We start from the raw sequence: 24,869 nt of genomic DNA on the forward strand, positions 1-24,869 counted from the left end.
GCTCCCGCCCTTGACTACAGCGCCAGCTGCCGACGAAGTTCGGCCAGCACCGGCGCCGTGTCCGGGCGCACGCCGCGCCACAGGAAGAACGCTTCCGCCGCTTGTTCAGCCAGCATGCCCAAGCCGTCCATGGATACCGCTGCGCCGTGTTCACTGGCCCAACGGCAGAAGGAAGTCGGCTCTTTGCCGTACATCATGTCGTAGCACACCGTCTTGCCCGGTTCGATCAGGCTGCTGGCAATCGGCGGCACATCGCCCGACAAGCTCGCCGATGTCGCATTGATGATCAGGTCCACCGGCTCGCACAACCAGTCGAAGCCACTGGCCGATACTGGCCCCAAGTCGCGGAACAGCTCCGCCAGGAGCTCGGCTTTCTCCACCGTGCGGTTGGCGATGATTACCGACGCCGGCTGCTCAGCCAGCAACGGTTCCAGCGCGCCACGCACCGCGCCGCCAGCACCGAGCAACAGGACGCGTTTACCCTTGAGGCTGAAACCGGCGTTGACGGTCAAGTCACGTACCAGCCCGGCGCCGTCGGTGTTGTCACCGAGCAGCGTGCCGTCGTCGAGTTTGCTCAAGGTGTTTACCGCGCCAGCCCGTTGTGCCCGTTGCGTCAGGCTGTCGGCCAGGCGAAAGGCCTCTTCCTTGAATGGCACCGTTACATTCGCCCCACGACCTTCGAGGAAAAATGCCCGGGCGAAGCCGGAAAAATCGTCGAGCGGCGCCAGCGAAGTGCTGTAGTCCAGTTCCTGAGCGGTTTGCTCGGCAAACAAACGGTGAATCAGCGGCGACTTGCTGTGGCCAATCGGGTTACCGAATACGACGTAACGGTCCATCAGAACTCCTCGTTCAGGCTTCGGCCAACCAATCGCGATCTTGCAGGAAGTATTCGGTCAGGCGTGCTTCTTCGCTACCGGGCTCGGCTTTCCAGTCGTAGCTCCAGCGCACTTGCGGCGGCAGCGACATGAGGATCGACTCGGTACGCCCGCCCGATTGCAGGCCGAACAGCGTGCCGCGGTCGTAGACCAGGTTGAACTCAACGTAGCGCCCGCGACGGAACTCCTGGAATTCACGCTGCTGGGCAGTGAATGGATCCTGCTTGCGGCGTTGCATGATCGGCAGGTAGGCGTCGATGTAGGCGTCACCGATGGCGCGCATGAAGGCGAAGCTGGTGTCGAAGTCCCACTCGTTCAAGTCATCGAAGAACAGACCGCCGATGCCGCGCGGCTCGTGACGGTGCTTGATGTGGAAGTAGCTGTCACACCAAGCTTTGTAGCGTGAATAGACGTCCGGACCGAACGGCGCACATGCCTGCTCGGCGACACGGTGCCAGTGCACGCAGTCATCGATGTTGCCGTAATAAGGGGTCAGGTCGAAGCCACCGCCGAACCACCAGACTGGTTCTTCACCTTCTTTTTCCGCGATGAAAAAGCGCACGTTGGCGTGGGAAGTCGGCACGTGCGGGTTGTGTGGGTGAATCACCAGCGACACGCCCAGGGCTTCGAAGCCACGCCCGGCCAGTTCTGGTCGATGAGCGCTGGCGGACGGTGGGAGGCCGCTGCCAAAGACGTGGGAAAAGTTGACGCCGCCCTTTTCGATCACCGCGCCGTTTTCGATCACTCGCGTGCGACCACCGCCACCGGCGGGCCGGGTCCAGGCGTCTTCGACGAAGTGCGTGCCACCGTCTTCGGCTTCCAGGGCAGCGCAAATGCGGTCTTGCAGGTCGAGCAGGTAGGCTTTTACGGCCTCGGTGCGGGTCGTCATGTCATCACCTTGAATCGGGCAAAGCTACGCGGCGCTCCATCGGAGCGGGGGCCGGCGCAAATGGGCGCGTAGCATAACATCGCAGATGGGCCTGCCGCAGTTGACGAAGGTCAAGCTTAGGAGTCCGATAGGGAGCTTCGCAAATGACCTAAGGAGAGTTCTGATGGCAAAGCGCATTCAGTTTCGCGCCCATGGCGGCCCCGAAGTGCTCGAGTATGTCGACTATCAACCCGCCGAGCCCGGCCCGCAGCAGGTTCGCGTGGTCAACAAGGCCATCGGCCTGAACTTCATCGATACCTACTACCGCAGTGGTCTCTATGCGCCACCCGCGCTGCCATCGGGCCTGGGTGCGGAAGGCGCGGGCGTGGTCGAGGCAGTGGGCAGCGAAGTCACACGCTTCAAGATCGGGGATCGTGTGGCGTACGGCAGCGGCCCATTGGGCGCTTATAGCGATATTCATGTGTTGCCGGAACCCAATCTGGTGCACCTGCCGGATGCCATCAGTTTCGAACAGGCTGCCGGGGTGATGCTTAAAGGCCTGACCGTGCAGTACCTGTTGCGCCAGACCTATGAACTCAAGGGCGGGGAAACCATCCTGTTTCACGCGGCAGCCGGCGGTGTCGGTTCACTGGCTTGCCAATGGGCCAAGGCGTTAGGCGTGAAGCTGATCGGAACGGTCAGCTCGCCGCAGAAAGCGGCGCTGGCAAAAGCCAACGGTGCCTGGGCAACCATCGATTACAGCCATGAAAACGTCGCACAACGCGTACTGGAATTGACTGACGGGAAAAAAGTCCCCGTGGTGTACGACGGCGTCGGCAAGGACACGTGGCTGACGTCGCTCGACAGCGTTGCTCCGCGCGGTCTTGTGGTGAGTTTCGGTAATGCGTCCGGAGCGGTCGACGGGGTGAACCTGGGGATTTTGGCGGCGAAGGGTTCGTTGTACGTCACCCGGCCGACGCTGGCGACTTACGCCAACAACGCCGAGAACCTGCAGCGCATGGCGGATGAGCTGTTTGAGATGATCATCAGCGGGAAGTTGAAGGTGGACATCAGCCAGAAGTATCCGCTGGCTGAAGCGGCGAAAGCGCAGGCTGAGTTGTCGGCGCGACGTACGACAGGCTCGACAGTTCTGCTGCCTTAAGAACGCCATCGCGGGCAAGCCCGCTCCCACAGTTGACCGAGTTTCCTCAGAGGAATGCGGTTAAGTGTGGGAGCGGGCTTGCCCGCGATTGGCAGCGCCGCGGTCTCAATCCGGGCGAATCACATTGCCCGTCGCCAGATCTCGAATCACGCTCGGATTCTTGCGTCCGCCCAGATTCCCGCCCAACACGTAATCCACCTGCCCACGAAAATACTGCTCGACGCGAATTCGCGTACGCGCCGCCGGCCGGCCCTGCGGGTTGGCCGACGTTGAAACCAACGGCCCGACCACCGCGCACAAATCCCTCACCAGCGGGTGATCGCTGACACGCAGCGCCACCGTTTCATGCACGCCGGTAATCCATTGCGGCAACATATTCTGATGCGGTACCAGCCAGGTGTTCGGCCCCGGCCAGGTGCTGGCCATGCGATCCATCCACAATTCAGGAAAGTCGTCGAAGAGGAAGTCGAACTGGCGAATGTTGTCGGCCACCAGAATCAACCCTTTTTCCACCGACCGCCCCTTGATCGCCAGCAGACGATAGACCGCCTCTTCGTCCCACGGGTCGCAACCCAGGCCCCACACGGCTTCGGTTGGATAGGCGATCACCGCCCCTGCGCGAACGGCTTGTGCGGCTTGTTGCACACGCCAACTGTTGACCATGAAAAACTCTCCGGAATAAGGCTCTGCGCAGTTTACCGATCTTCCTTATAAAACCTAGCTCACCCGTGCAAACCAACGTCCGCTTTCACAGACTGCCCGGCCGTCCATTTCCAGCTCCGTCAACGCCGCCAGCACTTTGGACAAGGCCCAGCCGCTGCTGACGGACAACGCTTCACTGGTGTGGGGCGCGGCGTGGAGCAACTTGAGCAACGGGTGCGTCACCGCTGGAGTGTCTGTGGATAACGGCAACCGTTGCCAGCCGCGTAGCGCTTCAAGGATATGTTCAATGGTTTCCACCAACACTGCGCCGTCGCGGATCAATTGATGACAGCCCTTGGCGCCAGGATGATGGATTGATCCCGGAATCGCGTAGACCTCGCGACCCTGTTCCGCCGCCAGCCTCGCGGTGATCAACGAACCGCTCGCAATACTGGCCTCGACCACCAGCACACCCAGGGACAAACCGCTGATGATCCGGTTGCGCCGAGGGAAGTTGCTGGCGCTAGGACCGGCGTCCAGCGGGAACTCGGAAAGCACCGCGCTACCCGATGCGATCATGGCGTCCGCCAGCCGCCGATTACGCTGTGGATAAAACTTTTCAAGTCCCGTGCCAAGTACACCGACCGTTCGCCCGCCCACGTCCAAAGCGGCCTGATGCGCGGCGGCATCGATGCCCAGCGCCAGACCGCTGGTAATGACGAAACCGGCACCGGCCAGACTGCGCGAAAACGCCGCGGCAGTGTCCATGCCCGGTCGCGATGCGCGACGACTGCCGACCATCGCCAGCTGTGGGATTTCCAGGATTCCCGGATCGCCCGCTACAAATAACAGCGGCGGCGCATCGCTGATCTGTGCCAGCAGCGCCGGGTAGTCAGGTTGGTCCCACATCAGTAAATGCTGGCCCGAACGCTCTAGCCAAGCCAATGCATGGCTCGCGCCATCGCGCACTTCCTGGGCCCGTCGCGCTTCGGCACACGCCAGCGGCAAGCCCAACGAGCGCCAGGCGCTGGCCGGTGCGCTGATGGCTTTGGAGGCCGAACCAAACGCTTCGAGCAATTTTCGAAATCGTGCAGGACCGATTTCCGGCAATCGGTGCAGGCGTAAACGAGCTTCCAGTTCCGCAGGGGAAACCGGTGTGACGGCAGACAGCGACATGGATCATCCTTGATCGTTATGAGCCCCGTTCAAACGGGAATAAGCTGTGGATAACTCTGTTGGTAACTTGTGGAGCAGGCTTACGGATTTCGCACCTTGTCCATGACGGCCAAGGAGCGCGACGCGGTGAGTACCAAACCGTAACTAAGCTTGTCGTAGGTGCGGAAAACCATCAGCAAACCCGCGCGCTCGTCGGGAATTTTCAACGGTTGACCGGTGATCCGGTCACGCACGGTTTCGCCGGTTTTCATCACCACCAGCACGTTGCCTTCGACCAGACCATCGCGCTGGCCTTTGTTCAAGGTGACAACATCCAGCGCACCAATCTGGGTAACCCCGCGCGGCACATCGATAATCAAGCCGTTGACCGGCGTCTTGGGCGCGCTGGGCATGAAGGTCGAGTTGATGGATCGCTCTTCACCGCTGAACAAACGGTCACCGAGTCGAACTTCCTGAGTCGTGCGTTGCAGCGCCAGGGTGGCGACGTCACCTTCGGTGGCGACAATCTCGCCGCCGCCGATGTCGTCGGCGTTGATCCCCAGAAACTCTTTGCTGTCGGGATCGGTATAGACCTTGCCCTGACGGAAGATGCCGTAGACCGGCTGGTTCGGATCGAAATGGCCACGGGCGAAGATACGATCACCGGTGCCGCTGAGCACGCGTTCGGCATCTCCGGCGACGATGTAGGGCGCCTTGTCGAAGTCCTCGACCTTGTCGACGATGCGGTTGCTCAACAAGAAGCTGTTGATCGATTTCAGCGGAATGCTCGGGATCGCGTCCGCCACCGGCGCGCTGCGTACCCGAGGCGAGAGCTTGATGGTGCCCCGGGAAGCGCCGCGATTGAGGGTCAGGCGCGGCTGACCATCGACGTAAACCAGCGACAACGAATCGCCGGGATAAATGAGATTGGGGTTTTCGATCTGTGGATTGGCTTGCCACAGCTCCGGCCATTTCCATGGCTCACGCAGAAATTTGCCTGAAATGTCCCAGAGTGTGTCCCCCGCGACCACCGTATATTGCGCTGGAAAACCTTCCTTGAGTTGCACCTGCCCGTGCGCCAAACCGGCCGAGGCCAGAAGGAGCAAGGCGAGTAGTGATTTCCTCATGCGGTGAATCCCTTTATTATGTGCGTTCGCGTGAAACGCCAGAGCCCTCGTGGCTCGCTCATCTATTCTGAAAAGAACAGGGAGCTACGCTTCACAACGGTAGCCGGCATCTTCGGACCCGCCAGGCCATCGCCCGACTTTACCTCACACGTGCAGCAATTGAGCTTATGGCCATTTTAGACATCCTCGAATTCCCCGACTCGCGCCTGCGCACGATCGCCAAACCGGTGACCGTAGTGGACGACGAAGTGCGTCAGTTGGTCGATGATATGTTTGAAACAATGTATGAAGCGCCAGGCATCGGCCTCGCCGCGACCCAGGTCAACGTGCACAAACGTATCGTCGTGATGGACCTCTCCGAAGACCGCAGCGAACCGCGGGTGTTCATCAACCCCGAGTTCGAAGCGCTGACCGACGAGATGGAGCAATACCAGGAAGGCTGCCTCTCGGTGCCGGGTTTCTACGAAAACGTCGACCGTCCGCAGAAGGTCAAGGTCAAGGCCCTGGATCGCGACGGCCAGCCTTACGAACTGATCGCCGAAGGCCTGCTCGCAGTGTGCATCCAGCACGAATGCGACCACCTGAATGGCAAATTGTTCGTCGACTACCTGTCCAACCTCAAACGCGACCGAATCAAGAAGAAACTGGAAAAGCTCCATCGCCAGAACGCTTGATGCCCTCCTTTCAAAGGCTTGCTGCGGCAAGCCTTTTTCTTTTCAGAGATTGCTCCCATGACTGAGCCACTGCGCATCGTCTTTGCCGGCACCCCGGAATTCGCCGCCGAACACCTCAAGGCCCTGCTCGACAGCCCTTACGAGATCGTCGCGGTCTACACCCAGCCGGACCGTCCGGCGGGTCGCGGGCAAAAACTGATGCCGAGCCCGGTCAAGCAACTCGCGCTGGAAAACAACATCCCGGTGCTGCAACCGCCCACCCTGCGCAACGAAGACGCTCAGGCCGAACTGGCTGCGCTCAAGCCGGACTTGCTGGTGGTGGTCGCCTACGGCCTGATCCTGCCGCAAGCGGTGCTGGATATTCCGCGCCTGGGTTGCATCAACAGCCATGCCTCCTTGCTACCGCGCTGGCGCGGTGCGGCGCCCATCCAGCGCGCCGTCGAGGCGGGCGATAGCGAAAGCGGCGTGACCGTGATGCGCATGGAGCTGGGCCTGGACACCGGGCCGATGCTGCTCAAAGTCACCACGCCGATCACCGCTGAAGACACCGGCGGCAGCCTCCACGACCGTTTGGCCGAAATGGGCCCACCGGCTGTGATTCAGGCGATTGCCGGGCTCGCCGCCGGCACGCTGAAGGGCGAAGTGCAGGACGACAGCCTCGCCACCTACGCGCACAAATTGAACAAGGACGAAGCACGCATCGACTGGAGCCGCCCGGCGGTTGAGCTGGAACGTCTGGTCCGTGCCTTCAACCCGTGGCCGATCACCCACAGCACGCTGAATGGCGAAGCCTTGAAAGTGCTGGCCGCTACAGTCGCCGAAGGGCAGGGCGCACCGGGGGAAATCCTCAGCGCCAGCAAGGACGGCTTGATCGTCGCCTGCGGCGAGCAGGCCTTGTGCCTGACCCGTTTGCAATTGCCTGGCGGCAAGGCGCTGAATTTCAGTGACCTGTTCAACAGCCGTCGTGAGAAATTCGCCGTCGGCACCGTGCTCGGCCAAGTGGCGGACGCTCAATGAATCCGCGTCTGGCCGCCGCCAAGGCACTGGCTGCTGTTCTCAACGGTAAAGCATCCCTCAACAGTTCGTTGCCCACACAAATGGACAAGGTTGAGGACCGCGATCGCGGCTTTACCCAGGACCTGGCGTTCGGCACTGCGCGCTGGCAACCGCGTTTGTCGGCGCTGGCGGCCAAGTTGCTGCAGAAGCCGTTCAAGGCGGCGGACGCTGATGTCGAGGCGTTGTTGCTGGTCGGTCTCTACCAATTGCTCTACACCCGCGTTCCGGCCCACGCCGCCATCGGCGAAACCGTGGGCTGCGCCGACAAGCTGAAAAAACCCTGGGCCAAGGCCTTGCTCAATGCCGTGCTGCGCCGCGCCCAGCGTGAAAGCGAAGCGCTGCTGGCCGAACTGGAACATGACCCGGTGGTGCGCACTGCCCATCCACGCTGGCTGCAGAAATCCCTGAAGGCCTTCTGGCCTGAGCAGTGGGAAGCCATTTGCGCCGCGAACAATGCGCATCCGCCGATGATTCTGCGGGTCAACCGTCGCCATCATTCTCGCGATGCGTATCTCGGGCTGCTGACGCAAGCCGGCATCGCCGCCACGCCGTGCATTTACAGCCAGGACGGCATCATCCTCGAAGCAGCAACCGACGTGCGCAGCCTGCCCGGCTTCGCCGAAGGCTGGATCAGCGTGCAGGACGAAGCAGCGCAACTGGCCGCCGACCTGCTCGACCTGGCGCCAGGCCAACGGGTGCTGGACGCCTGCTGCGCGCCGGGCGGCAAAACCTGCCACATTCTTGAGGCCGAGCCAAAACTGGCGGGCGTCGTGGCGGTGGACCTGGAGGCCAAGCGTCTGGTGCGGGTGCGCGAAAACCTTGCACGCCTTGGCCTGAGCGCCGAGCTGATCGCTGCCGATGGCCGCGACACCGCTACCTGGTGGGACGGCAAACCGTTTCAACGCATCTTGCTCGACGCGCCGTGTTCGGCCACCGGCGTAATCCGTCGTCACCCGGACATCAAACTGACACGCCAACCCGACGACATCGCCGCATTGGCGGTGCTGCAAGGTGAGCTGCTCGACGCCCTGTGGATAACTCTGGAAGTCGGCGGGATTCTGCTTTACGCCACCTGCTCCACGCTGCCGACCGAGAACACCGAGGTCATCGAAGCGTTCCTCGCTCGCACGCCGGGTGCCCGTGAGCTGGATCTCGCCACGACGGCCGGCATCAAGCAGCCGCACGGTCGCCAGTTGCTGGCTCAGGAAGGTGGCCACGACGGTTTCTACTACGCCAAGCTGATCAAGATCGCCGCCGCGCGCGGTTAACGGGATATCAAGGGAGTGACTGGATGAAAATCATCATCCTCGGCGCAGGGCAGGTCGGCGGTTCGCTGGCGGAACACTTGGCCAGCGAGGCCAACGACATCACCGTGGTGGACACCGATGGCGATCGCCTGCGTGACCTTGGTGATCGACTGGACATCCGCACCGTGCAAGGCCGCGGCTCGTTGCCGACGGTGCTGCGCCAGGCCGGCGCGGATGATGCCGACATGCTGGTGGCGGTGACCAACAGCGACGAAACCAACATGGTCGCCTGCCAGGTCGCCCACACCCTGTTCCACACCCCGACCAAAATTGCCCGGGTCCGCGAAGCGGCGTACCTCACCCGCTCCGAGTTGTTCGATAACGACGCGATTCCGGTGGACGTGCTGATCAGCCCGGAACAAGTGGTCACCAACTACATCAAGCGCCTGATCCAGCATCCGGGCGCCTTGCAGGTGATCGACTTCGCCGAAGGCAAAGCGCAATTGGTGGCCGTGAAGGCGTACTACGGCGGACCGCTGGTGGGTCAGCAATTGCGTCAGTTGCGCGAACACATGCCAAACGTTGAAACCCGTGTAGCGGCGATTTTTCGTCGTGATCGGCCGATTTTGCCTCAGGGCGATACCGTCATCGAGGCCGACGACGAAGTGTTTTTCATCGCCGCCAAAGCGAATATTCGTGCGGTGATGAGTGAAATGCGCCGTCTGGATGAAACGTACAAGCGTATCGTCATTGCCGGCGGCGGGCAGATCGGTGAGCGTCTGGCCGAGGCGATCGAAAGTCGCTACCAGGTCAAGATCATCGAGATGAACCCGGCACGCTGCCGCCATCTGTCGGACACCCTCGACAGCACCGTGGTGTTGCAGGGCAGTGCCTCCGACCGCGACTTGCTGTTGGAAGAGAACATTGCCGACGCGGATATCTTCCTGGCCCTGACCAACGATGACGAAGCCAACATCATGTCTTCGCTGCTGGCCAAGCGCCTGGGGGCGAAGAAGGTGATGACGATCATCAACAACCCGGCGTACGTTGATTTGATTCAGGGCGGCGACATCGACATTGCCATCAGTCCGCAACTGGCGACGATCGGTACCTTGCTGGCCCACGTGCGCCGTGGCGATATCGTCAGCGTGCACTCACTGCGCCGCGGCGCGGCGGAGGCCATTGAGGCGATTGCTCATGGTGACGCGAAGTCGAGCAAGGTAATCGGCAAGGCCATCGAGAACATCGGCTTGCCGCCAGGCACAACGATTGGCGCGATCATTCGTGATGAAGAAGTGATCATTGCCCACGACGATACAGTGATCGAAACGGGCGACCATGTGATTCTATTCCTTGTGGATAAGAAGCATATTCGGGATGTGGAAAAGCTGTTTCATGTGGGGTTGAGCTTTTTCTGATCCGTATTTTGCGGAGACTGGACTGGCCTCTTCGCGGGCAAGCCCGCTCCCACAGGAGTCTCGGCCTTACGCAAGAAAGGTGTTCACTGCAAAACCCTGTGGGAGCGGGCTTGCCCGCGATAGCGATCTCAAGAACACACGGCCATCCCTGAAAAACCTCAACAAGGAGTCCTCCCATGCTCGAATCCCTGGAAAAAATGCTCGCCAAGGGTGTGGATAACTCATTGCTGCGCTTTGGGCTGGGCAAGGGTTACCTGGATCTTGGGGAAAACGCCAAGGCCGCCGAGCATTTCCAGCGTTGCGTCGAATTCGATCCGAAGTATTCGGCGGCCTGGAAACTATTGGGCAAGGCTCATCTGGCACTCGCAGACTTCGCGGCCGCGCGTCAGGCATCGGAACAAGGTCTGGAAGCTGCCCGCGCCCATGGCGACAAGCAAGCAGAGAAAGAGATGACGGTATTTCTGAAAAAGCTTGAACGCCAGTCGCACTGATCAGAGATAGCGCAAGCCTATGCCATCGGCATCGACCAACACCACTTCCATACGCACCCGCGGAGCACCTGTGGGTAAGTCCTGCACTTGACCGTAAACCACCGCGCCTCTGGACAACGACGACAAGCGCGGATGCTTGACGTAGACGCCTGTATCCGAAAGATTGCGGGTCTGGCCGAGGCATTCGCCAAAGCTTTCGTGAGTGATCTTGATGCGAAACGATTTGCGAAGTTCGGACATCTTTTGCGCCCTTGAATGAACGGTTGTGGATAACCTTGGCCCCAAGGTTATCCACAGATCATGCCAATCGAGTCAATACCAGCGCTCTTCGCCTGGCGGACGTTTCTTGAAGCGTTTCATGCTCCACATGTATTGGCTCGGATACGCCCGCACATAACGCTCCACGACCTGGCTCATGGCGGCGCAGGAGGTCTCGGTATCCGTGCTGTACATGGCCTCTGGCGCGGCTTCAAGGATCACTTTGTAGCCGGAACCGTCCGGCAACCGCAGCGCATGCAGGAACACACCGACGGCTTTACCGCCAGCGAGCATGTTCGGCACAAATTTACTGGTCAGCGCCTGAGTGGCGAAGAACGGTACAAAGATCCCGGCGGATTCAGCCGGTTCAGGGTCAGCCGGAATGCCGACCGCACCACCTTTGCGCACTTCCTTGATAACGCTGAGGATGCCTTCCTTGGTCGAGGCGGCCACCCGGTTGCCCAACTGGACACGTTGCTTGCGCAGCAAATCATCCACCGCCTTAAGCTTGGGCGGACGATAGAAGATGATCGGTTTGCACTGGCTGCAATAGAAGTGGTTCAACACTTCCCAATTGCCCAGGTGGCTGGTGATGCCGACGACACCTTTGCCGGAGGCAAGCGCGTCTTTCAATACGTCGAGGCCTTCGACTTCGCGCACCAGATCAATCGAGCGCTGGGCCGGCCAGATCCACGCACACGCGCTTTCCGTCAACGACTTGCCAATGTCTTTCAGGCTCTGGCCCACCAGACGCTCACGCTCAGCCGGGTCCATCTCGGGAAAGCACTTGGAAAGGTTGATCCGCACCACGTCGCGGGAACGGTTAGGGGTTTTCCACATGACCCAGCCAATGGCCGAGCCGACGGCTTGCACTGCCCGCCAGGGAAGCAAGGCAAACAGCCGCAGAGCGCCTACCAGCAAGGCGCCTTTAAACTTATCCACAGGTCACTCCTGATCTTGTGCTGTGCGCGAGGCGGCCATTCTAACCGCCGTTGGCGAGCTGAGCGTAGCGGTCGCAGTCTTGCGTGTGGTCCATGACCATGCCCGACGCCTGCATCAGCGCGTAGCAAATGGTCGGGCCAACGAAGGTGAACCCGGCCTTTTTCAAGCCTTTGCTCATCTCCACGGCGACTGGCGTGACCGCCGGCACCTCGGTGCGATCCTTGAAATGATTGATCACCGGCGTGCCGCCAACGAAAGACCAGAGAAACTCCACCGGGTCTTCCAGCGTCAGCCAGGCCTGGGCGTTGCGCCGGGCTGCGTTGAGTTTCAGGCGATTGCGGATGATGCCTGGATCGAGCATCAACTCATCGATTTCCGCATCGCTCATTTGCGCCACACGCTGGACGTCGAAGCCGAACAACACCTCGCGATAACGCTCACGTTTGCGCAGCACGGTGATCCATGAGAGGCCGGCCTGGAACCCTTCGAGCAAAAGCAACTCGAACAATCCCTGCGCATCGCGTAGCGGCGCGCCCCACTCCTGGTCGTGATAAGCCATGTACAGCGGATCTTCGGAACACCAAAAGCAGCGTGGCATAAGGCTCCAGGGGGCGTGCGCAGCAATGAATCGGGTATACTCCCGCTCTTTAAATCGCAGCCCAAGAAACAGGTGAATTTCGTGAGCCAGCCTACGCCAGCCGTGCGTACCTTCCAAGACTTGATCCTCGCCCTCCAGCAATACTGGGCCGAGCAAGGTTGCGTGGTACTTCAGCCCTACGATATGGAAGTAGGCGCCGGTACTTTCCACACTGCCACGTTTCTGCGCGCCATCGGCCCGGAAACCTGGAACGCCGCTTATGTGCAGCCCAGTCGTCGCCCGACTGACGGCCGCTACGGCGAAAACCCGAACCGTCTGCAGCACTACTACCAGTTCCAGGTTGTCCTGAAGCCGAACCCGGACAATTTCCAGGAACTGTACCTGGGCTCCCTCAAACACGTTGGCCTGGACCCGTTGGTCCACGACATTCGCTTCGTCGAAGACAACTGGGAATCGCCGACACTGGGCGCCTGGGGTCTGGGCTGGGAAGTCTGGCTCAACGGCATGGAAGTGACGCAGTTCACTTACTTCCAGCAAGCGGGCGGCATCGAGTGCTACCCGGTGACCGGCGAGATCACTTACGGCCTCGAACGTCTGGCCATGTACCTGCAAGGCGTGGACTCGGTCTACGACCTGGTCTGGGCAGACGGTCCGTTCGGTAAAGTGACCTACGGCGACGTGTTCCACCAGAACGAAGTGGAGCAGTCGACCTACAACTTCGAACACGCCAACGTCGAGAAGCTGTTCGAACTGTTCGATTTCTACGAAAGCGAAGCCAAGCGCCTGATCGAACTCGACCAGCCGCTGCCGTTGCCAAGCTACGAAATGGTGTTGAAGGCGTCCCATACCTTCAACCTGCTGGATGCGCGCCGGGCGATCTCGGTAACCGCGCGTCAGCAATACATCCTGCGTGTACGCACCCTGGCGCGTTCCGTTGCGCAAGCCTACCTGCTGGCTCGCGCCAAGCTGGGCTTCCCGATGGCGACCCCGGACCTGCGTGATGAAGTACTGGCCAAGCTGGAGGCTGCACAATGAGTGCTCAAGATTTTCTGGTTGAACTGGGCACCGAAGAACTGCCACCTAAAGCCCTGAACACCCTGGCCGATGCGTTCCTGGCCGGTATCGACAAGGGCTTGCAGGCCGCCGGCCTGAACTACGAGACCAAAACCGTCTACGCCGCGCCCCGTCGCCTGGCTGTGCTGATCACTTCGCTGGCCACCCACCAGCCTGATCGCAGCATCAACCTCGACGGCCCGCCACGTCAGGCCGCGTTTGATGCCGAAGGCAACCCGACTCAAGCGGCACTGGGTTTTGCCAAGAAGTGCGGCGTCGACCTGAGCGAAATCGATCAGAGCGGCCCGAAACTGCGCTACAGCCAAAGCATCGCCGGTAAACCGACCGCTAGCCTGCTGCCGACCATCGTCGAAGATTCCCTGAACGACCTGCCGATTCCCAAGCGCATGCGCTGGGGTGCTCGCAAGGAAGAATTCGTTCGCCCGACCCAATGGCTGGTGATGTTGCTTGGTGACCAGGTTATCGACTGCACCATCCTCGCCCAGAAGGCTGGCCGTGATTCCCGTGGTCACCGCTTCCATCACCCGGAAAGTGTGCGCATCACTTCGCCGGCCAATTATCTGGCCGACCTGCGTGGCGCTTACGTGCTGGCCGATGCCAACGAGCGTCGTGCGCTGATCAGCAAGCGCACCGAAGAGCTGGCGACGATGCAGGAAGGTACTGCAATCGTTCCGCCTGCCTTGCTCGACGAAGTGACTGCGCTGGTTGAATGGCCGGTGCCGCTGGTGTGCTCGTTCGAGGAACGTTTCCTCGACGTGCCGCAAGAAGCCCTGATCACCACCATGCAGGACAACCAGAAGTATTTCTGCCTGCTGGATGCCGACGGCAAGTTGCTGCCACGTTTCATTACCGTGGCCAACATCGAAAGCAAAGACCCGCAGCAGATCATCGCTGGTAACGAGAAAGTGGTTCGCCCACGCCTGACCGACGCCGAGTTCTTCTTCAAGCAAGACAAGAAGCAGAAACTCGAAGACTTCAATCTGCGTCTGCAGAACGTGGTGTTCCAGGAAAAACTCGGCAGCGTCTACGACAAGGCCGAGCGCGTTTCCAAGTTGGCCGCGTTCATCGCGCAACGCATTGGCGGCAACGCAGCCTGGGCTTCCCGTGCCGGCCTGCTGTCCAAGTGCGACCTGGCGACCGAGATGGTCGGTGAGTTCCCGGAGATGCAAGGCGTCGCCGGTTACTACTACGCCCTCAACGACGGCGAGCCGGAAGATGTTGCCCTGGCACTGAACGAGCAATACATGCCGCGCGGTGCCGGCGCTGAACTGCCGACCACCCTGACCGGTGCGGCCGTGGCCATCGCCGACAAGCTCGACACCCTGGTCGGTATTTTCGGCATCGGCATGTTGCCAACCGGCAGCAAAGACCCGTATGCCTTGCGCCGTGCCGCGCTCGGCGTGTTGCGCATCCTGATCGACAAGAAGCTCGACCTCGACCTCAACGATGCCGTGGCGTTTGCCGTGAATGCGTTCGGTACCAAGGTGAAGGCTGCCGGTCTGAATGACTCGGTGCTGGAATTCATCTTCGACCGTCTGCGTGCTCGTTATGAAGACGAAGGCGTGGATGTCGGCACTTACCTGTCGGTACGTGCCCTGAAGCCGGGTTCGGCGCTGGACTTCGACCAACGCGTACAAGCGGTGGAAGCGTTCCGCAAGTTGCCGGAAGCCGCTGCCCTCGCTGCAGTGAACAAGCGCGTGTCGAACTTGCTGAGCAAGGTCGAAGGCTCTGTTCCGTCGGTCGTGGAAGCCAAGTACTTCGACAACGCCAACGAATTCTCCCTGTACTCGGCGATCCAGCAGGCTGACCAGGCTGTACAGCCAATGGCCGCTGCGCGTCAGTACCGTGAATCGCTGGCACGTCTGGCTGCCTTGCGCGAGCCGGTGGATGCATTCTTCGAGGCCGTGATGGTCAACGCTGAAGATCCCAAGGTCCGCGCCAACCGCTATGCATTGCTGGCGCGTCTGCGTGGGCTGTTCCTCGGCGTCGCCGACATTTCGATGCTGGGCTGAGGAGCTGCTGTTGAAACTGCTGATTCTCGATCGGGACGGGGTGATCAATTACGACTCCGACGCTTACATCAAGTCGGTGGAGGAGTGGATTCCGCTCCCGGGTTCGATCGAGGCGATTGCGCAGTTGAGCAAGGCCGGCTGGACGGTGGCGGTGGCTACCAACCAGTCGGGCATTGCTCGCGGTTATTACGACATCGCCACCCTGGACGCCATGCATGAGCGCCTGCGCGCGCTGGTGGCGGAGCAGGGCGGTAAAGTCGGGCTGATCGTCTATTGCCCGCACGGGCCGGACGACGGCTGCGATTGCCGCAAGCCAAAACCGGGGATGTTGAAAACCATCGCCGCGCATTACAACGTTTCGCTGACTAATCTATGGTTCGTTGGCGACACGCTCGGTGACCTGGAAGCCGCCAAAGCCGTCGATTCTCAGCCAGTTTTGGTAAAGACCGGGAAAGGCGAAAAGACTGCGGGCAAGACCCTACCGGTGGGCACCTTGATTTTTGACGATCTTGCGGCGATTGCCGCAGAACTTATCCACAATTAGAGTGCTTTCGAATTTCCTGACCAAGGATTGATCGGGAGTGCACTTTATATAGACGGGCAGAGCCCGCACGGTAAATGTCGCCATGTCGATACTGCAGGCCATCAGAACCTTCCTCTTTTACCTGCTGCTGGGCACCAGCTCCTTGCTTTGGTGCAGCCTGAGCTTTTTTATCGCGCCTTTTCTGCCGTTCAAGGCGCGCTATCGCTTTATCAATGTCTATTGGTGCCGTTGCGCCTTGTGGCTGAGCAAAGTATTTCTGGGCATCAGCTACGAAGTGAAGGGCGCCGAGAACGTACCAGACCAACCCTGCGTGATTCAGTCGAACCACCAGAGCACCTGGGAGACGTTCTTTCTCTCGGCTTACTTCGAGCCTTTGAGCCAGGTGTTGAAGCGTGAACTGCTTTACGTCCCGTTCTTCGGTTGGGCCATGGCCATGCTGCGTCCGATCGCCATCGATCGCGACAATCCGAAAGCTGCGCTCAAGCATGTGGCGAAGAAGGGCGACGAATTGCTCAAGGATGGCGTTTGGGTACTGATTTTCCCGGAAGGGACGCGGGTTCCCTTTGGCACCATCGGCAAGTTCTCCCGCGGAGGCACCGCGTTGGCGGTCAACGCGGCACTTCCAGTGCTGCCGATTGCACACAATGCCGGCAAATTCTGGCCGAAAACCGGTTGGGCAAAGAAGCAGGGCGTGATCACCGTGATCATTGGCGCACCTATGTACGCCGAGGGTAGCGGGCCGCGCGCCATTGCCGATCTGAACGACCGTGTGCAGCACTGGAACGAACAGATGCAACGTGAGATGGGTTCGCTGCCAGCAGCTCCTGAAGCACCCTCAGCGAACGACCAGGTGGCTGTCTGAGATTCTGTGGATAACCTGTGTACCGTTTCTCCGGAAAGCGGCTCGTTTCGTTCGTAAGCATATGATTTATATGTATATTTCCTAATCTCATAAAATTCCGAAAAAGGTGCATAAGTTTTTTTCGGGCGCAAAAAAACCGGCTGATATAGCCGGTTTTTTTATGCCTGGAATTTCTGTGTTTCAGTGACTGAACAATGGCTGTACCAGGTTGTTAACGGGGTAGCTAACACCCAATAAAAAAGGCCAACGCTGAGCGTTGGCCTTTTGGGTTTGGCAGGATTTCGCTGAATCAGAAGTCCAGGTTGGAAACCGCCAAGGCGTTGCTTTCGATGAAGTCACGACGAGGTTCGACCGCGTCACCCATCAGGGTGTTGAAGATCTGGTCTGCGCCAATGGCGTCTTCGATGGTCACTTTGAGCATCCGGCGCTGGCTAGGGTCCATCGTGGTTTCCCACAGCTGATCCGGGTTCATTTCGCCCAGACCTTTGTATCGCTGGATGGTGTGACGCTTGGTGCTTTCAGCCATCAACCATTCAAGGGCTTCCTTGAACTCGGTGACCGGCTTCTTGCGCTCGCCACGCTGGATGTACGCGCCGTCGTCCAGCAAGGTGCTCAATTGAGCGCCGAGGGATACCACGGTTTTGTAGTCATTGCTGCCGAAGAAGTCGCGGTTGAAGGTGACGTAGTTCGACAGGCCATGAGAGATCAACTCGACCTCTGGCAGCCAGACGTTACGTTCACGGTCTTCACGCAGACTGGCTTTATACACCAGGCCGGACTTCTCAACAGTGCGCAGACGAACTTCGTACTGAGCCAGCCAATCCTGCATCGCTGCGTGATCGGACAGTTGCTCCATGCTCACCGCAGGCAGGTAGATGAAGTGTTCGGTCAGTTCCTGTGGATACAGGCGCGACAGACGCTTGAGGGTCTTCATCACCAGACGGAAGTCATTCACCAGACGCTCGAGGGCAGGACCGGAAATACCCGGTGCTTCCTCGTTCAGGTGCAGGCTCGCGTCTTCCAGGGCCGACTGCGTCATGTACTCTTCCATGGCGTCGTCGTCTTTGATGTATTGCTCTTGCTTGCCCTTCTTGACCTTGTACAGCGGTGGCTGGGCGATGTAGATGTAGCCACGCTCGATCAGCTCAGGCAACTGACGGAAGAAGAAAGTCAGTAGCAGGGTACGGATGTGCGAACCGTCGACGTCAGCATCGGTCATGATGATGATGTTGTGGTAACGCAGTTTCGCAATGTTGTACTCGTCGCGGCCAATGCCGCAGCCGAGTGCGGTGATCAAGGTGCCCACTTCTTGCGAAGAGATCATCTTGTCGAATCGCGCCTTTTCAACGTTCAGGATCTTGCCTTTGAGCGGCAGGATGGCCTGGGTTTTGCGGTTACGTCCCTGCTTGGCGGAACCGCCAGCAGAGTCACCTTCCACGAGATACAGTTCGGAGAGGGCAGGGTCCTTTTCCTGGCAGTCAGCCAGTTTGCCCGGCAGGCCGGCAATATCCAGCGCGCCTTTACGACGGGTCATCTCACGGGCTTTACGCGCCGCTTCCCGCGCACGAGCAGCATCGATCATCTTGCCGACGACCAGCTTGGCTTCGTTCGGGTTTTCCAGCAGGAAGTCGGAGAAGTACTTACCCATTTCCTGTTCGACCGCGGTCTTCACTTCGGAAGAGACCAGCTTGTCTTTGGTCTGGGAGCTGAACTTAGGATCCGGTACTTTCACCGAAATGATCGCGGTCAGGCCTTCGCGGGCATCGTCACCGGTGGTGGCGACCTTGTGCTTCTTGGCCAGGCCTTCAGCTTCGATGTAGGTGTTCAGGTTACGCGTCAGTGCGGAACGGAAACCCACCAAGTGAGTGCCGCCATCGCGCTGTGGAATGTTGTTGGTGAAGCACAACAGGTTCTCGTTGAAGCTGTCGTTCCACTGCAGGGCGATTTCCACGCCGATGCCGTCTTCACGCTGGATGTTGAAGTGGAACACCTGGTTGACCGGAGTCTTGTTGGTGTTCAGGTATTCAACGAACGCACGCAGGCCGCCTTCGTATTTGAACAGCTCTTCCTTGCCGCTGCGCTCGTCCTTGAGGACGATGCCGACACCGGAGTTGAGGAAGGACAGTTCACGGATCCGCTTGGCCAGGATGTCCCAGCTAAAGTGGATATTCTTGAAGGTCAGGTCGGAAGGCTTGAAGTGAATCTGGGTACCGGTGGTTTCGCTCTCGCCGACGATTTTCATCGGCTCTTTCGGAACACCGTGGATGTAGGTCTGTTCCCAGATCTTGCCACTGCGGCGAACGGTCAGGACCAACTCTTCGGACAGGGCGTTAACAACCGAAACACCTACACCGTGCAGACCGCCGGAAACCTTGTACGAGTTATCGTCGAACTTACCGCCGGCGTGCAGTACGGTCATGATGACCTCAGCTGCCGAGACGCCTTCTTCTTTGTGCACGTCTACCGGGATGCCACGACCGTTATCGCGAACGGTGATGGATTCGTCCGGGTGGATAATGATGCTGATGTCATCGCAGTGGCCAGCGAGCGCTTCATCGATGGAGTTGTCGACTACCTCGAAGACCATGTGGTGCAGACCGCTACCATCGTCGGTGTCACCAATGTACATACCGGGACGTTTGCGTACGGCATCCAGGCCTTTCAGCACTTTAATGCTCGTTGAGTCGTAGGTATTCGTATTTTCTTCGCTCAATGCCTTCACTCCCGATGGTCGTGGGTCTGGGTGATACGGCCCTGTTCCACGTGGAACAGAGCGACTGGCGTTTCCGTCTGCCAGCCTTCCCTCAATAATTCGTGATCTACACAGGTGATAAACACCTGGCAGCGTAAGTCTTCCAGCAAGCGGCAGAGCGCGCGACGGTGGTGCTCGTCCAGTTCGGACGGCAAGTCATCCACTAGATAAATACACTGTCCGCGCCGGGCTTGGCTCACAAGGTGCCCCTGGGCGATCCGCAATGCACAGACCACTAACTTCTGCTGACCGCGGGACAAGATGTCTGCGGCATTATGTGCGCCCAATCTGAGACGCAAATCAGCACGTTGTGGTCCGGCCTGGGTGTGACCCATTTGCTGATCCCGCTGAAGGGAACCGGCGAGCACTGCGCTCAATTCGCGGTCCTTGTCCCAACCTCGGTAATAGCTGAGCGTCAAACCTTCAAGCTCAACCAGTTCGCTCAAGGTCTGTTCAAAGACTGGTTTCAAGGCTTTGATGTAAGCGCGGCGGTATTCATCTATTTCTGCGCTGGCTTGGCACAACTCTCTGTCCCAAACCGCTTGCGAAACGGCGTCAAGTGTACCATGTCGCAGCCAAGAGTTTCTCTGGCGCAAGGCCTTCTGCAAGCGCTGCCAAGTGGACATGAATCGCGGTTCCACGTGGAACACGCCCCAGTCGAGAAACTGCCGGCGAATCTTGGGTGCACCTTCCAGCAAGCGAAAGCTGTCCGGGTTAATCAGCTGAAGCGGCAGGATCTCTGCCAGTTGCGCCGCACTGCGAGCATTCTGTCCATCGATACGGATTTGAAACTCGCCCTGACGGTCGCGGGAGATTCCCAAGGCGCTGTGCCCACCTTCCGCCAACTCCACCTGGCCAAAAACCGTGCATGCCAATTGCTCGTACTGAATCACTGGTAACAGGCGGGTGCTACGAAACGAACGGGCAAGCCCCAGCAGATGAATGGCTTCCAGAACACTGGTTTTGCCGCTGCCGTTGGCGCCGTAAAGAATGTTGATTCGGGGGGAGGGGGAGAAGGTCACCGGGTGCAGATTGCGCACCGCGGTGACCGAGACGCGACTTAAGGACATCTAGCTTCTGCTGAGCATGATTACAGACGCATCGGCATGACGACGTAGGCCGAATCATCGTTGTCGGACTCTTGCACCAGCGCACTGCTGTTGGAGTCGGACAGGATCAAACGAACCTGCTCTGTGGTCATCACACCCAGCACGTCGAGCAGGTAGCTGACGTTGAAACCGATTTCCAGATTGCCGCCGTTGTATTCAACGCCAACTTCTTCTTCAGCTTCTTCCTGCTCCGGGTTGTTTGCCTGGATCTTCAACTGACCGTTGGCCAATTGCAGACGAATACCACGGTATTTCTCGTTGGAGAGAATCGCGGTACGGCTGAACGCTTCACGCAATGCCTGACGATCCCCCAGTACCAGCTTGTCGCCACCTTTAGGCAGAACGCGCTCGTAGTCAGGGAACTTGCCGTCGACCAGCTTCGAGGTGAAGGTGAATTCGCCGGTGGTCGCGCGGATGTGGTGCTGACCCAGCACGATGCTGACGATGCCGTCCGGCTCAGTCAGCAGGCGTGCGAGTTCAAGGATACCCTTGCGCGGAACGATGACCTGGTGGCGATCCGGCTGACCGATATCAGCCTTCATCGAGCACATGGCCAGACGGTGACCGTCAGTGGCCACGGCGCGGATGATGCCTTCAGAAACCTCCAACAGCATGCCGTTCAGGTAATAACGCACGTCCTGCTGGGCCATGGCGAAGCTGGTGCGTTCGATCAGACGACGCAGTTTGCTTTGCTCCAGGCTGCAGGTCAGCGAGCCAGGACCTTCTTCGACAGTCGGGAAATCGTTGGCGGGCAGGGTCGACAGGGTGAAGCGGCTACGGCCGGCTTTCACCACCAGCTTCTGCTCGTCGACCTTGATGTCGATCAGCGCGTCGTTCGGCAGGCTTTTGCAGATGTCCATCAACTTGCGCGCAGGCACAGTAATGGAACCCGGATCGGCAGGCTCTTCGAGTTGCACGCGACCGACCAGCTCGACTTCCAGGTCGGTACCGGTCAGCGACAATTGCTGGCCTTCGACAACCAACAGCACGTTGGAGAGCACCGGCAAGGTCTGGCGGCGCTCGACGACGCCTGCGACCAGTTGCAGGGGTTTCAACAGGGCTTCGCGTTGAATGGTGAAATGCATGGTCTAGTCCCTTGCCTTAATAAGCTGCGCTGGTGTTCATCAAGTGGTCAGTGTACGCAGCAGGTTCTTGTAGTCCTCGCGGATGTCCGCGTCGGATTCCTTAAGTTCGTTGATCTTGCGGCAAGCGTGCAAAACGGTGGTGTGGTCCCGGCCGCCAAACACATCGCCGATTTCCGGCAGGCTGTGGTTAGTCAACTCCTTGGACAACGCCATTGCAACCTGACGCGGACGTGCGACCGAGCGTGAACGACGCTTGGACAGCAGGTCGGAGATCTTGATCTTGTAGTACTCAGCGACCGTGCGCTGAATGTTATCCACAGAGACCAGTTTGTCTTGCAGCGCCAACAAGTCCTTCAGGGATTCGCGAATCAACTCGATGGTGATGTCGCGGCCCATGAAGTGCGAGTGGGCGATCACGCGTTTCAGCGCGCCTTCCAGCTCACGGACGTTGGAGCGAATACGTTGCGCGATAAAGAACGCCGCATCGTGTGGCAGATCGACTTTGGCCTGATCGGCCTTTTTCATCAGGATCGCTACGCGGGTTTCCAGCTCTGGCGGCTCGACCGCTACGGTCAGGCCCCAGCCGAAGCGGGATTTCAGGCGCTCTTCAAGGCCTTCGATTTCTTTAGGATAGCGGTCACTGGTGAGAATGACCTGCTGACCACCTTCAAGCAGGGCGTTGAAGGTGTGGAAAAACTCTTCCTGGGAACGCTCTTTACGGGCAAAGAACTGAATGTCATCGATCAGCAACGCATCCACCGAGCGGTAGAAGCGCTTGAACTCGTTGATTGCGTTCAGTTGCAGAGCCTTGACCATGTCGGCCACGAACCGCTCCGAATGCAAGTAAACCACCTTGGCATTCGGGTTCTTCTTTAATAGGTGGTTACCCACAGCGTGCATCAAGTGGGTTTTACCCAAGCCGACGCCGCCATAAAGGAAGAGCGGGTTGTAACCGTGCTTCGGGTTATCCGCCACTTGCCAGGCCGCGGCCCGGGCCAACTGGTTGGACTTACCCTCGACGAAGTTTTCGAAGGTGAAGGTGCGGTTCAAGTAGCTGGTGTGCTTGAGCGCGCCTTCAACCTGCACGGTGCGCTGCTCTGAGCGAACCGGGGCCTGTTGCGAACTGGCGCCGGCCATCGGGTCGAAGCTGTCACGCGACGGCTCTTCACTGACTTCAGCAACTTTTTGCGTCGCACGCTTGGTCGGTGTGGTCGCCGGGGCGGGTGCCGGAGCGTTCACTGGCGCTTGGGTCGCCTGAGCTTGGGACGCAGCAGCGGCCAACGGCGCATTTGGAGCCGCACGCGGTGCTGAACTGCGTTTGCTGCCTATTAATAAGGAAAGCGCAGGCGCCATGCCATTGCCATGCTCATCCAGCAGTTCGAGGACACGGCCCAGGTATTTTTCATTGACCCAGTCGAGAACAAAACGATTCGGTGCGTAGACACGCAACTCGTCGCCTTCGGCTTCGACCTGTAGTGGACGGATCCAAGTGTTGAATTGTTGGGCAGGCAGCTCATCGCGCAAAAGCTCCACGCACTGCTGCCAAAGTTCCACTGACACGGATATCCCCTAAGTTGAAAGCCGGTGAGGCAAAAACAAGCGGCCATTGTAGCGACCAGACGTCCACTTATCCACATGCAGGTTGCGCACAGGCCATGAATTATCAACGCGTTACCCCTCATAAAGACGACCAACGGTATGTGCATAAGCTCTGTGGATAACCGACCATGAGGACACTGGACAAGTGGGGGCTAAACTCGGTGGATAACCTGCCTGTGGATAACTAGCCGTTCCACACACAGCTTATCCGATAGCGCAGCACAGGCTGACCACCGTTTTCCACTGTAGTTGTCATTCTCTGTACAGCACGGAGTAGAAGGTCTAAAGCCACTTATCCACAGAGGAAGGCGTCCCTAGCTTTTATAAGCTTTACAAAAAAGCTTTAAATAACTTCCTTCTTTATTTCTATATCTAGCGAAGGCTGCGCGAGCGAAAAAACGCCTGGAGATCTATTTATAAGGAAACGTTGGTTGGAAATTGACCTAGAGGCTTGCTTTCTCTAGAATCCCCGGTCTCTTAAAACGGGGGCCATTCCGGCCCGTTGTGGACGAACCAGGTAACACGACAATGAAACGTACTTTCCAACCAAGCACTATCAAACGCGCTCGTACCCACGGTTTCCGTGCTCGCATGGCAACCAAGAACGGTCGTGCCGTCCTGTCGCGTCGTCGCGCCAAAGGTCGTGCGCGTCTGGCAGTTTGATAATCCGGCACTGGAGGTGAGTCAGGACTTCAGTCGGGAAAAGCGTCTGCTTACTCCCCGGCATTTCAAGGCAGTCTTTGACTCCCCTACCGGCAAGGTTCCGGGGAAAAATCTCCTGCTCCTTGCGCGCAACAACGATCTCGATCACCCCCGTCTCGGGCTGGTTATCGGGAAGAAGAGCGTAAAGCTCTCCGTCGAGCGCAATCGCCTCAAACGTCTGATGCGCGAATCGTTTCGCCTGAACCAGGATTCGCTGGTCGGTTGGGACATCGTAATCGTCGCGCGCAAAGGTTTGGGTGACGTAGAAAACCCCGAATTGATTCAGCATTTCGGCAAGCTCTGGAAGCGTCTGGCACGTAGCAAGCCGGTACCAGCAGTCAACACCGAAACTGTAGGGGTAGACAGTCCCGATGCGTAAACTGGCCCTCGTTCCGATCCAGTTTTATCGCTATGCCATTAGTCCTCTGATGGCCAGTCACTGTCGTTTCTACCCCAGTTGTTCCTGCTACGCGTATGAAGCCATAGAAAATCATGGCCTTCTGCGCGGTGGCTGGCTGGCCTTTCGTCGTTTAGGTCGCTGTCATCCGTGGAATCCCGGTGGTTATGACCCGGTTCCATCTATCCCTACCTCCCGTTCTTCTTCGATGGCCGAGTAA

General features: G+C 59.0%; 25 protein-coding genes. 13 read left to right on the top strand and 12 right to left on the bottom strand.

Features of this window, described 5'->3' with window-relative positions; translation table 11 throughout:
• Positions 1-14 precede the first annotated feature (14 nt).
• Both aroE and hemF read right to left on the bottom strand, forming a co-directional pair.
• Complete coding sequence (gene aroE, locus BLQ41_RS04640) at positions 15-836, bottom strand: shikimate dehydrogenase (RefSeq protein ID WP_090177515.1); 822 nt, start codon at positions 834-836, stop codon at positions 15-17.
• 13 nt (positions 837-849) lie between these two features.
• Positions 850-1,764 carry an oxygen-dependent coproporphyrinogen oxidase gene (gene hemF, locus BLQ41_RS04645; protein ID WP_090177517.1) on the bottom strand — a complete coding sequence of 305 codons (915 nt, stop codon included), beginning with the start codon at positions 1,762-1,764 and terminating at the stop codon, positions 850-852.
• Positions 1,765-1,927: 163 nt separating this feature from the next.
• On the opposite strand from hemF, the gene BLQ41_RS04650 reads away from it, so the two are divergent.
• Positions 1,928-2,905, top strand: a complete 978-nt coding sequence (locus BLQ41_RS04650; protein ID WP_090177520.1) for an NADPH:quinone reductase — start codon at positions 1,928-1,930, stop codon at positions 2,903-2,905.
• A gap of 105 nt (positions 2,906-3,010) precedes the next feature.
• On the opposite strand, the gene BLQ41_RS04655 is transcribed toward BLQ41_RS04650, so the two are convergent.
• The 3 genes from BLQ41_RS04655 to BLQ41_RS04665 all read right to left on the bottom strand — a co-directional run bounded on the left by BLQ41_RS04655 (position 3,011) and on the right by BLQ41_RS04665 (position 5,829).
• Complete coding sequence (locus tag BLQ41_RS04655) at positions 3,011-3,568, bottom strand: L-threonylcarbamoyladenylate synthase (RefSeq protein WP_090177523.1); 558 nt, start codon at positions 3,566-3,568, stop codon at positions 3,011-3,013.
• Between the two features lie 54 nt (positions 3,569-3,622).
• Positions 3,623-4,723, bottom strand: a complete 1,101-nt coding sequence (dprA, locus tag BLQ41_RS04660; RefSeq protein WP_090177527.1) for a DNA-processing protein DprA — start codon at positions 4,721-4,723, stop codon at positions 3,623-3,625.
• Between the two features lie 80 nt (positions 4,724-4,803).
• Entirely contained in the window at positions 4,804-5,829 is a 1,026-nt protein-coding gene (locus BLQ41_RS04665) for a LysM peptidoglycan-binding domain-containing protein (protein WP_090177530.1), read from the bottom strand.
• Positions 5,830-5,996: 167 nt separating this feature from the next.
• Between BLQ41_RS04665 and def the strand changes: the two genes are divergently transcribed.
• The 5 genes from def to BLQ41_RS04690 all read left to right on the top strand — a co-directional run bounded on the left by def (position 5,997) and on the right by BLQ41_RS04690 (position 10,715).
• Positions 5,997-6,503 carry a peptide deformylase gene (gene def, locus BLQ41_RS04670; RefSeq protein ID WP_090177534.1) on the top strand — a complete coding sequence of 169 codons (507 nt, stop codon included), beginning with the start codon at positions 5,997-5,999 and terminating at the stop codon, positions 6,501-6,503.
• 57 nt (positions 6,504-6,560) lie between these two features.
• Positions 6,561-7,520 carry a methionyl-tRNA formyltransferase gene (fmt, locus tag BLQ41_RS04675; RefSeq protein ID WP_090177537.1) on the top strand — a complete coding sequence of 320 codons (960 nt, stop codon included), beginning with the start codon at positions 6,561-6,563 and terminating at the stop codon, positions 7,518-7,520.
• A complete protein-coding gene (rsmB, locus tag BLQ41_RS04680) occupies positions 7,517-8,827 on the top strand; it encodes a 16S rRNA (cytosine(967)-C(5))-methyltransferase RsmB (protein WP_090177541.1) in 1,311 nt (436 codons plus the stop codon). Before fmt ends, rsmB begins: the two co-directional genes overlap by 4 nt.
• Before the next feature lie 23 nt (positions 8,828-8,850).
• Positions 8,851-10,224, top strand: coding sequence for a Trk system potassium transporter TrkA (trkA, locus tag BLQ41_RS04685; protein ID WP_090177544.1), 1,374 nt, complete (start codon positions 8,851-8,853; stop codon positions 10,222-10,224).
• A gap of 176 nt (positions 10,225-10,400) precedes the next feature.
• Positions 10,401-10,715, top strand: coding sequence for a tetratricopeptide repeat protein (locus BLQ41_RS04690; protein ID WP_090177546.1), 315 nt, complete (start codon positions 10,401-10,403; stop codon positions 10,713-10,715).
• Here the strand turns inward: BLQ41_RS04690 and BLQ41_RS04695 are convergent, their stop codons facing one another.
• From BLQ41_RS04695 to tag, 3 genes are all read right to left on the bottom strand, one after another.
• Positions 10,716-10,955 carry a pilus assembly protein PilZ gene (locus tag BLQ41_RS04695; protein ID WP_090177550.1) on the bottom strand — a complete coding sequence of 80 codons (240 nt, stop codon included), beginning with the start codon at positions 10,953-10,955 and terminating at the stop codon, positions 10,716-10,718.
• 72 nt (positions 10,956-11,027) lie between these two features.
• Entirely contained in the window at positions 11,028-11,915 is an 888-nt protein-coding gene (locus BLQ41_RS04700) for a lysophospholipid acyltransferase (protein ID WP_090177553.1), read from the bottom strand.
• Between the two features lie 40 nt (positions 11,916-11,955).
• Entirely contained in the window at positions 11,956-12,513 is a 558-nt protein-coding gene (gene tag, locus BLQ41_RS04705; RefSeq protein WP_090177558.1) for a DNA-3-methyladenine glycosylase I, read from the bottom strand.
• 81 nt (positions 12,514-12,594) lie between these two features.
• Between tag and glyQ the strand changes: the two genes are divergently transcribed.
• From glyQ to BLQ41_RS04725, 4 genes are all read left to right on the top strand, one after another.
• Complete coding sequence (gene glyQ, locus BLQ41_RS04710; RefSeq protein ID WP_003213601.1) at positions 12,595-13,548, top strand: glycine--tRNA ligase subunit alpha; 954 nt, start codon at positions 12,595-12,597, stop codon at positions 13,546-13,548.
• Positions 13,545-15,599 (top strand): glycine--tRNA ligase subunit beta, encoded by a 2,055-nt coding sequence (glyS, locus tag BLQ41_RS04715; protein ID WP_090177562.1) that lies wholly within the window; start codon positions 13,545-13,547, stop codon positions 15,597-15,599. Before glyQ ends, glyS begins: the two co-directional genes overlap by 4 nt.
• Before the next feature lie 4 nt (positions 15,600-15,603).
• Positions 15,604-16,143, top strand: coding sequence for a D-glycero-beta-D-manno-heptose 1,7-bisphosphate 7-phosphatase (gmhB, locus tag BLQ41_RS04720; RefSeq protein WP_167360521.1), 540 nt, complete (start codon positions 15,604-15,606; stop codon positions 16,141-16,143).
• Between the two features lie 82 nt (positions 16,144-16,225).
• Positions 16,226-17,005: a lysophospholipid acyltransferase family protein gene (locus tag BLQ41_RS04725; RefSeq protein ID WP_090177570.1), complete on the top strand. Its 780-nt coding sequence runs from the start codon at positions 16,226-16,228 to the stop codon at positions 17,003-17,005.
• A 289-nt stretch (positions 17,006-17,294) separates the two neighbouring features.
• On the opposite strand, the gene gyrB is transcribed toward BLQ41_RS04725, so the two are convergent.
• From gyrB to dnaA, 4 genes are read right to left on the bottom strand one after another with little or no spacing between them, the layout of a single operon-like run.
• Positions 17,295-19,718: a DNA topoisomerase (ATP-hydrolyzing) subunit B gene (gyrB, locus tag BLQ41_RS04730; RefSeq protein WP_090177574.1), complete on the bottom strand. Its 2,424-nt coding sequence runs from the start codon at positions 19,716-19,718 to the stop codon at positions 17,295-17,297.
• A gap of 5 nt (positions 19,719-19,723) precedes the next feature.
• Positions 19,724-20,827 (bottom strand): DNA replication/repair protein RecF, encoded by a 1,104-nt coding sequence (gene recF / locus BLQ41_RS04735; protein WP_007969883.1) that lies wholly within the window; start codon positions 20,825-20,827, stop codon positions 19,724-19,726.
• Between the two features lie 20 nt (positions 20,828-20,847).
• Entirely contained in the window at positions 20,848-21,951 is a 1,104-nt protein-coding gene (gene dnaN / locus BLQ41_RS04740; RefSeq protein WP_008155702.1) for a DNA polymerase III subunit beta, read from the bottom strand.
• A 39-nt stretch (positions 21,952-21,990) separates the two neighbouring features.
• A complete protein-coding gene (gene dnaA / locus BLQ41_RS04745) occupies positions 21,991-23,511 on the bottom strand; it encodes a chromosomal replication initiator protein DnaA (protein WP_090177578.1) in 1,521 nt (506 codons plus the stop codon).
• A 567-nt stretch (positions 23,512-24,078) separates the two neighbouring features.
• On the opposite strand from dnaA, the gene rpmH reads away from it, so the two are divergent.
• From rpmH to yidD, 3 genes are read left to right on the top strand one after another with little or no spacing between them, the layout of a single operon-like run.
• Positions 24,079-24,213 (top strand): 50S ribosomal protein L34, encoded by a 135-nt coding sequence (gene rpmH / locus BLQ41_RS04750; RefSeq protein ID WP_003213577.1) that lies wholly within the window; start codon positions 24,079-24,081, stop codon positions 24,211-24,213.
• Between the two features lie 16 nt (positions 24,214-24,229).
• A complete protein-coding gene (rnpA, locus tag BLQ41_RS04755; RefSeq protein ID WP_003187205.1) occupies positions 24,230-24,631 on the top strand; it encodes a ribonuclease P protein component in 402 nt (133 codons plus the stop codon).
• Positions 24,624-24,869 carry a membrane protein insertion efficiency factor YidD gene (gene yidD, locus BLQ41_RS04760; protein WP_074872215.1) on the top strand — a complete coding sequence of 82 codons (246 nt, stop codon included), beginning with the start codon at positions 24,624-24,626 and terminating at the stop codon, positions 24,867-24,869. Before rnpA ends, yidD begins: the two co-directional genes overlap by 8 nt.

Source organism: Pseudomonas arsenicoxydans (genome assembly GCF_900103875.1).
GTDB classification, from domain to species: Bacteria; Pseudomonadota; Gammaproteobacteria; order Pseudomonadales; family Pseudomonadaceae; genus Aquipseudomonas; species Aquipseudomonas arsenicoxydans.

Coding starts and splice junctions, on each gene's coding strand:
- rsmB (WP_090177541.1), top strand. CDS start 7,517: ATGAATCCGCGTCTGGCCGCCGCCAAGGCACTGGCTGCTGTTCTCAAC.
- BLQ41_RS04690 (WP_090177546.1), top strand. CDS start 10,401: ATGCTCGAATCCCTGGAAAAAATGCTCGCCAAGGGTGTGGATAACTCA.
- BLQ41_RS04695 (WP_090177550.1), bottom strand. CDS start 10,955: ATGTCCGAACTTCGCAAATCGTTTCGCATCAAGATCACTCACGAAAGC.
- recF (WP_007969883.1), bottom strand. CDS start 20,827: ATGTCCTTAAGTCGCGTCTCGGTCACCGCGGTGCGCAATCTGCACCCG.
- BLQ41_RS04655 (WP_090177523.1), bottom strand. CDS start 3,568: ATGGTCAACAGTTGGCGTGTGCAACAAGCCGCACAAGCCGTTCGCGCA.
- hemF (WP_090177517.1), bottom strand. CDS start 1,764: ATGACGACCCGCACCGAGGCCGTAAAAGCCTACCTGCTCGACCTGCAA.
- tag (WP_090177558.1), bottom strand. CDS start 12,513: ATGCCACGCTGCTTTTGGTGTTCCGAAGATCCGCTGTACATGGCTTAT.
- dnaN (WP_008155702.1), bottom strand. CDS start 21,951: ATGCATTTCACCATTCAACGCGAAGCCCTGTTGAAACCCCTGCAACTG.
- glyS (WP_090177562.1), top strand. CDS start 13,545: ATGAGTGCTCAAGATTTTCTGGTTGAACTGGGCACCGAAGAACTGCCA.
- dprA (WP_090177527.1), bottom strand. CDS start 4,723: ATGTCGCTGTCTGCCGTCACACCGGTTTCCCCTGCGGAACTGGAAGCT.
- def (WP_090177534.1), top strand. CDS start 5,997: ATGGCCATTTTAGACATCCTCGAATTCCCCGACTCGCGCCTGCGCACG.
- yidD (WP_074872215.1), top strand. CDS start 24,624: ATGCGTAAACTGGCCCTCGTTCCGATCCAGTTTTATCGCTATGCCATT.
- trkA (WP_090177544.1), top strand. CDS start 8,851: ATGAAAATCATCATCCTCGGCGCAGGGCAGGTCGGCGGTTCGCTGGCG.
- BLQ41_RS04665 (WP_090177530.1), bottom strand. CDS start 5,829: ATGAGGAAATCACTACTCGCCTTGCTCCTTCTGGCCTCGGCCGGTTTG.
- BLQ41_RS04650 (WP_090177520.1), top strand. CDS start 1,928: ATGGCAAAGCGCATTCAGTTTCGCGCCCATGGCGGCCCCGAAGTGCTC.
- aroE (WP_090177515.1), bottom strand. CDS start 836: ATGGACCGTTACGTCGTATTCGGTAACCCGATTGGCCACAGCAAGTCG.
- rpmH (WP_003213577.1), top strand. CDS start 24,079: ATGAAACGTACTTTCCAACCAAGCACTATCAAACGCGCTCGTACCCAC.
- fmt (WP_090177537.1), top strand. CDS start 6,561: ATGACTGAGCCACTGCGCATCGTCTTTGCCGGCACCCCGGAATTCGCC.
- BLQ41_RS04725 (WP_090177570.1), top strand. CDS start 16,226: ATGTCGATACTGCAGGCCATCAGAACCTTCCTCTTTTACCTGCTGCTG.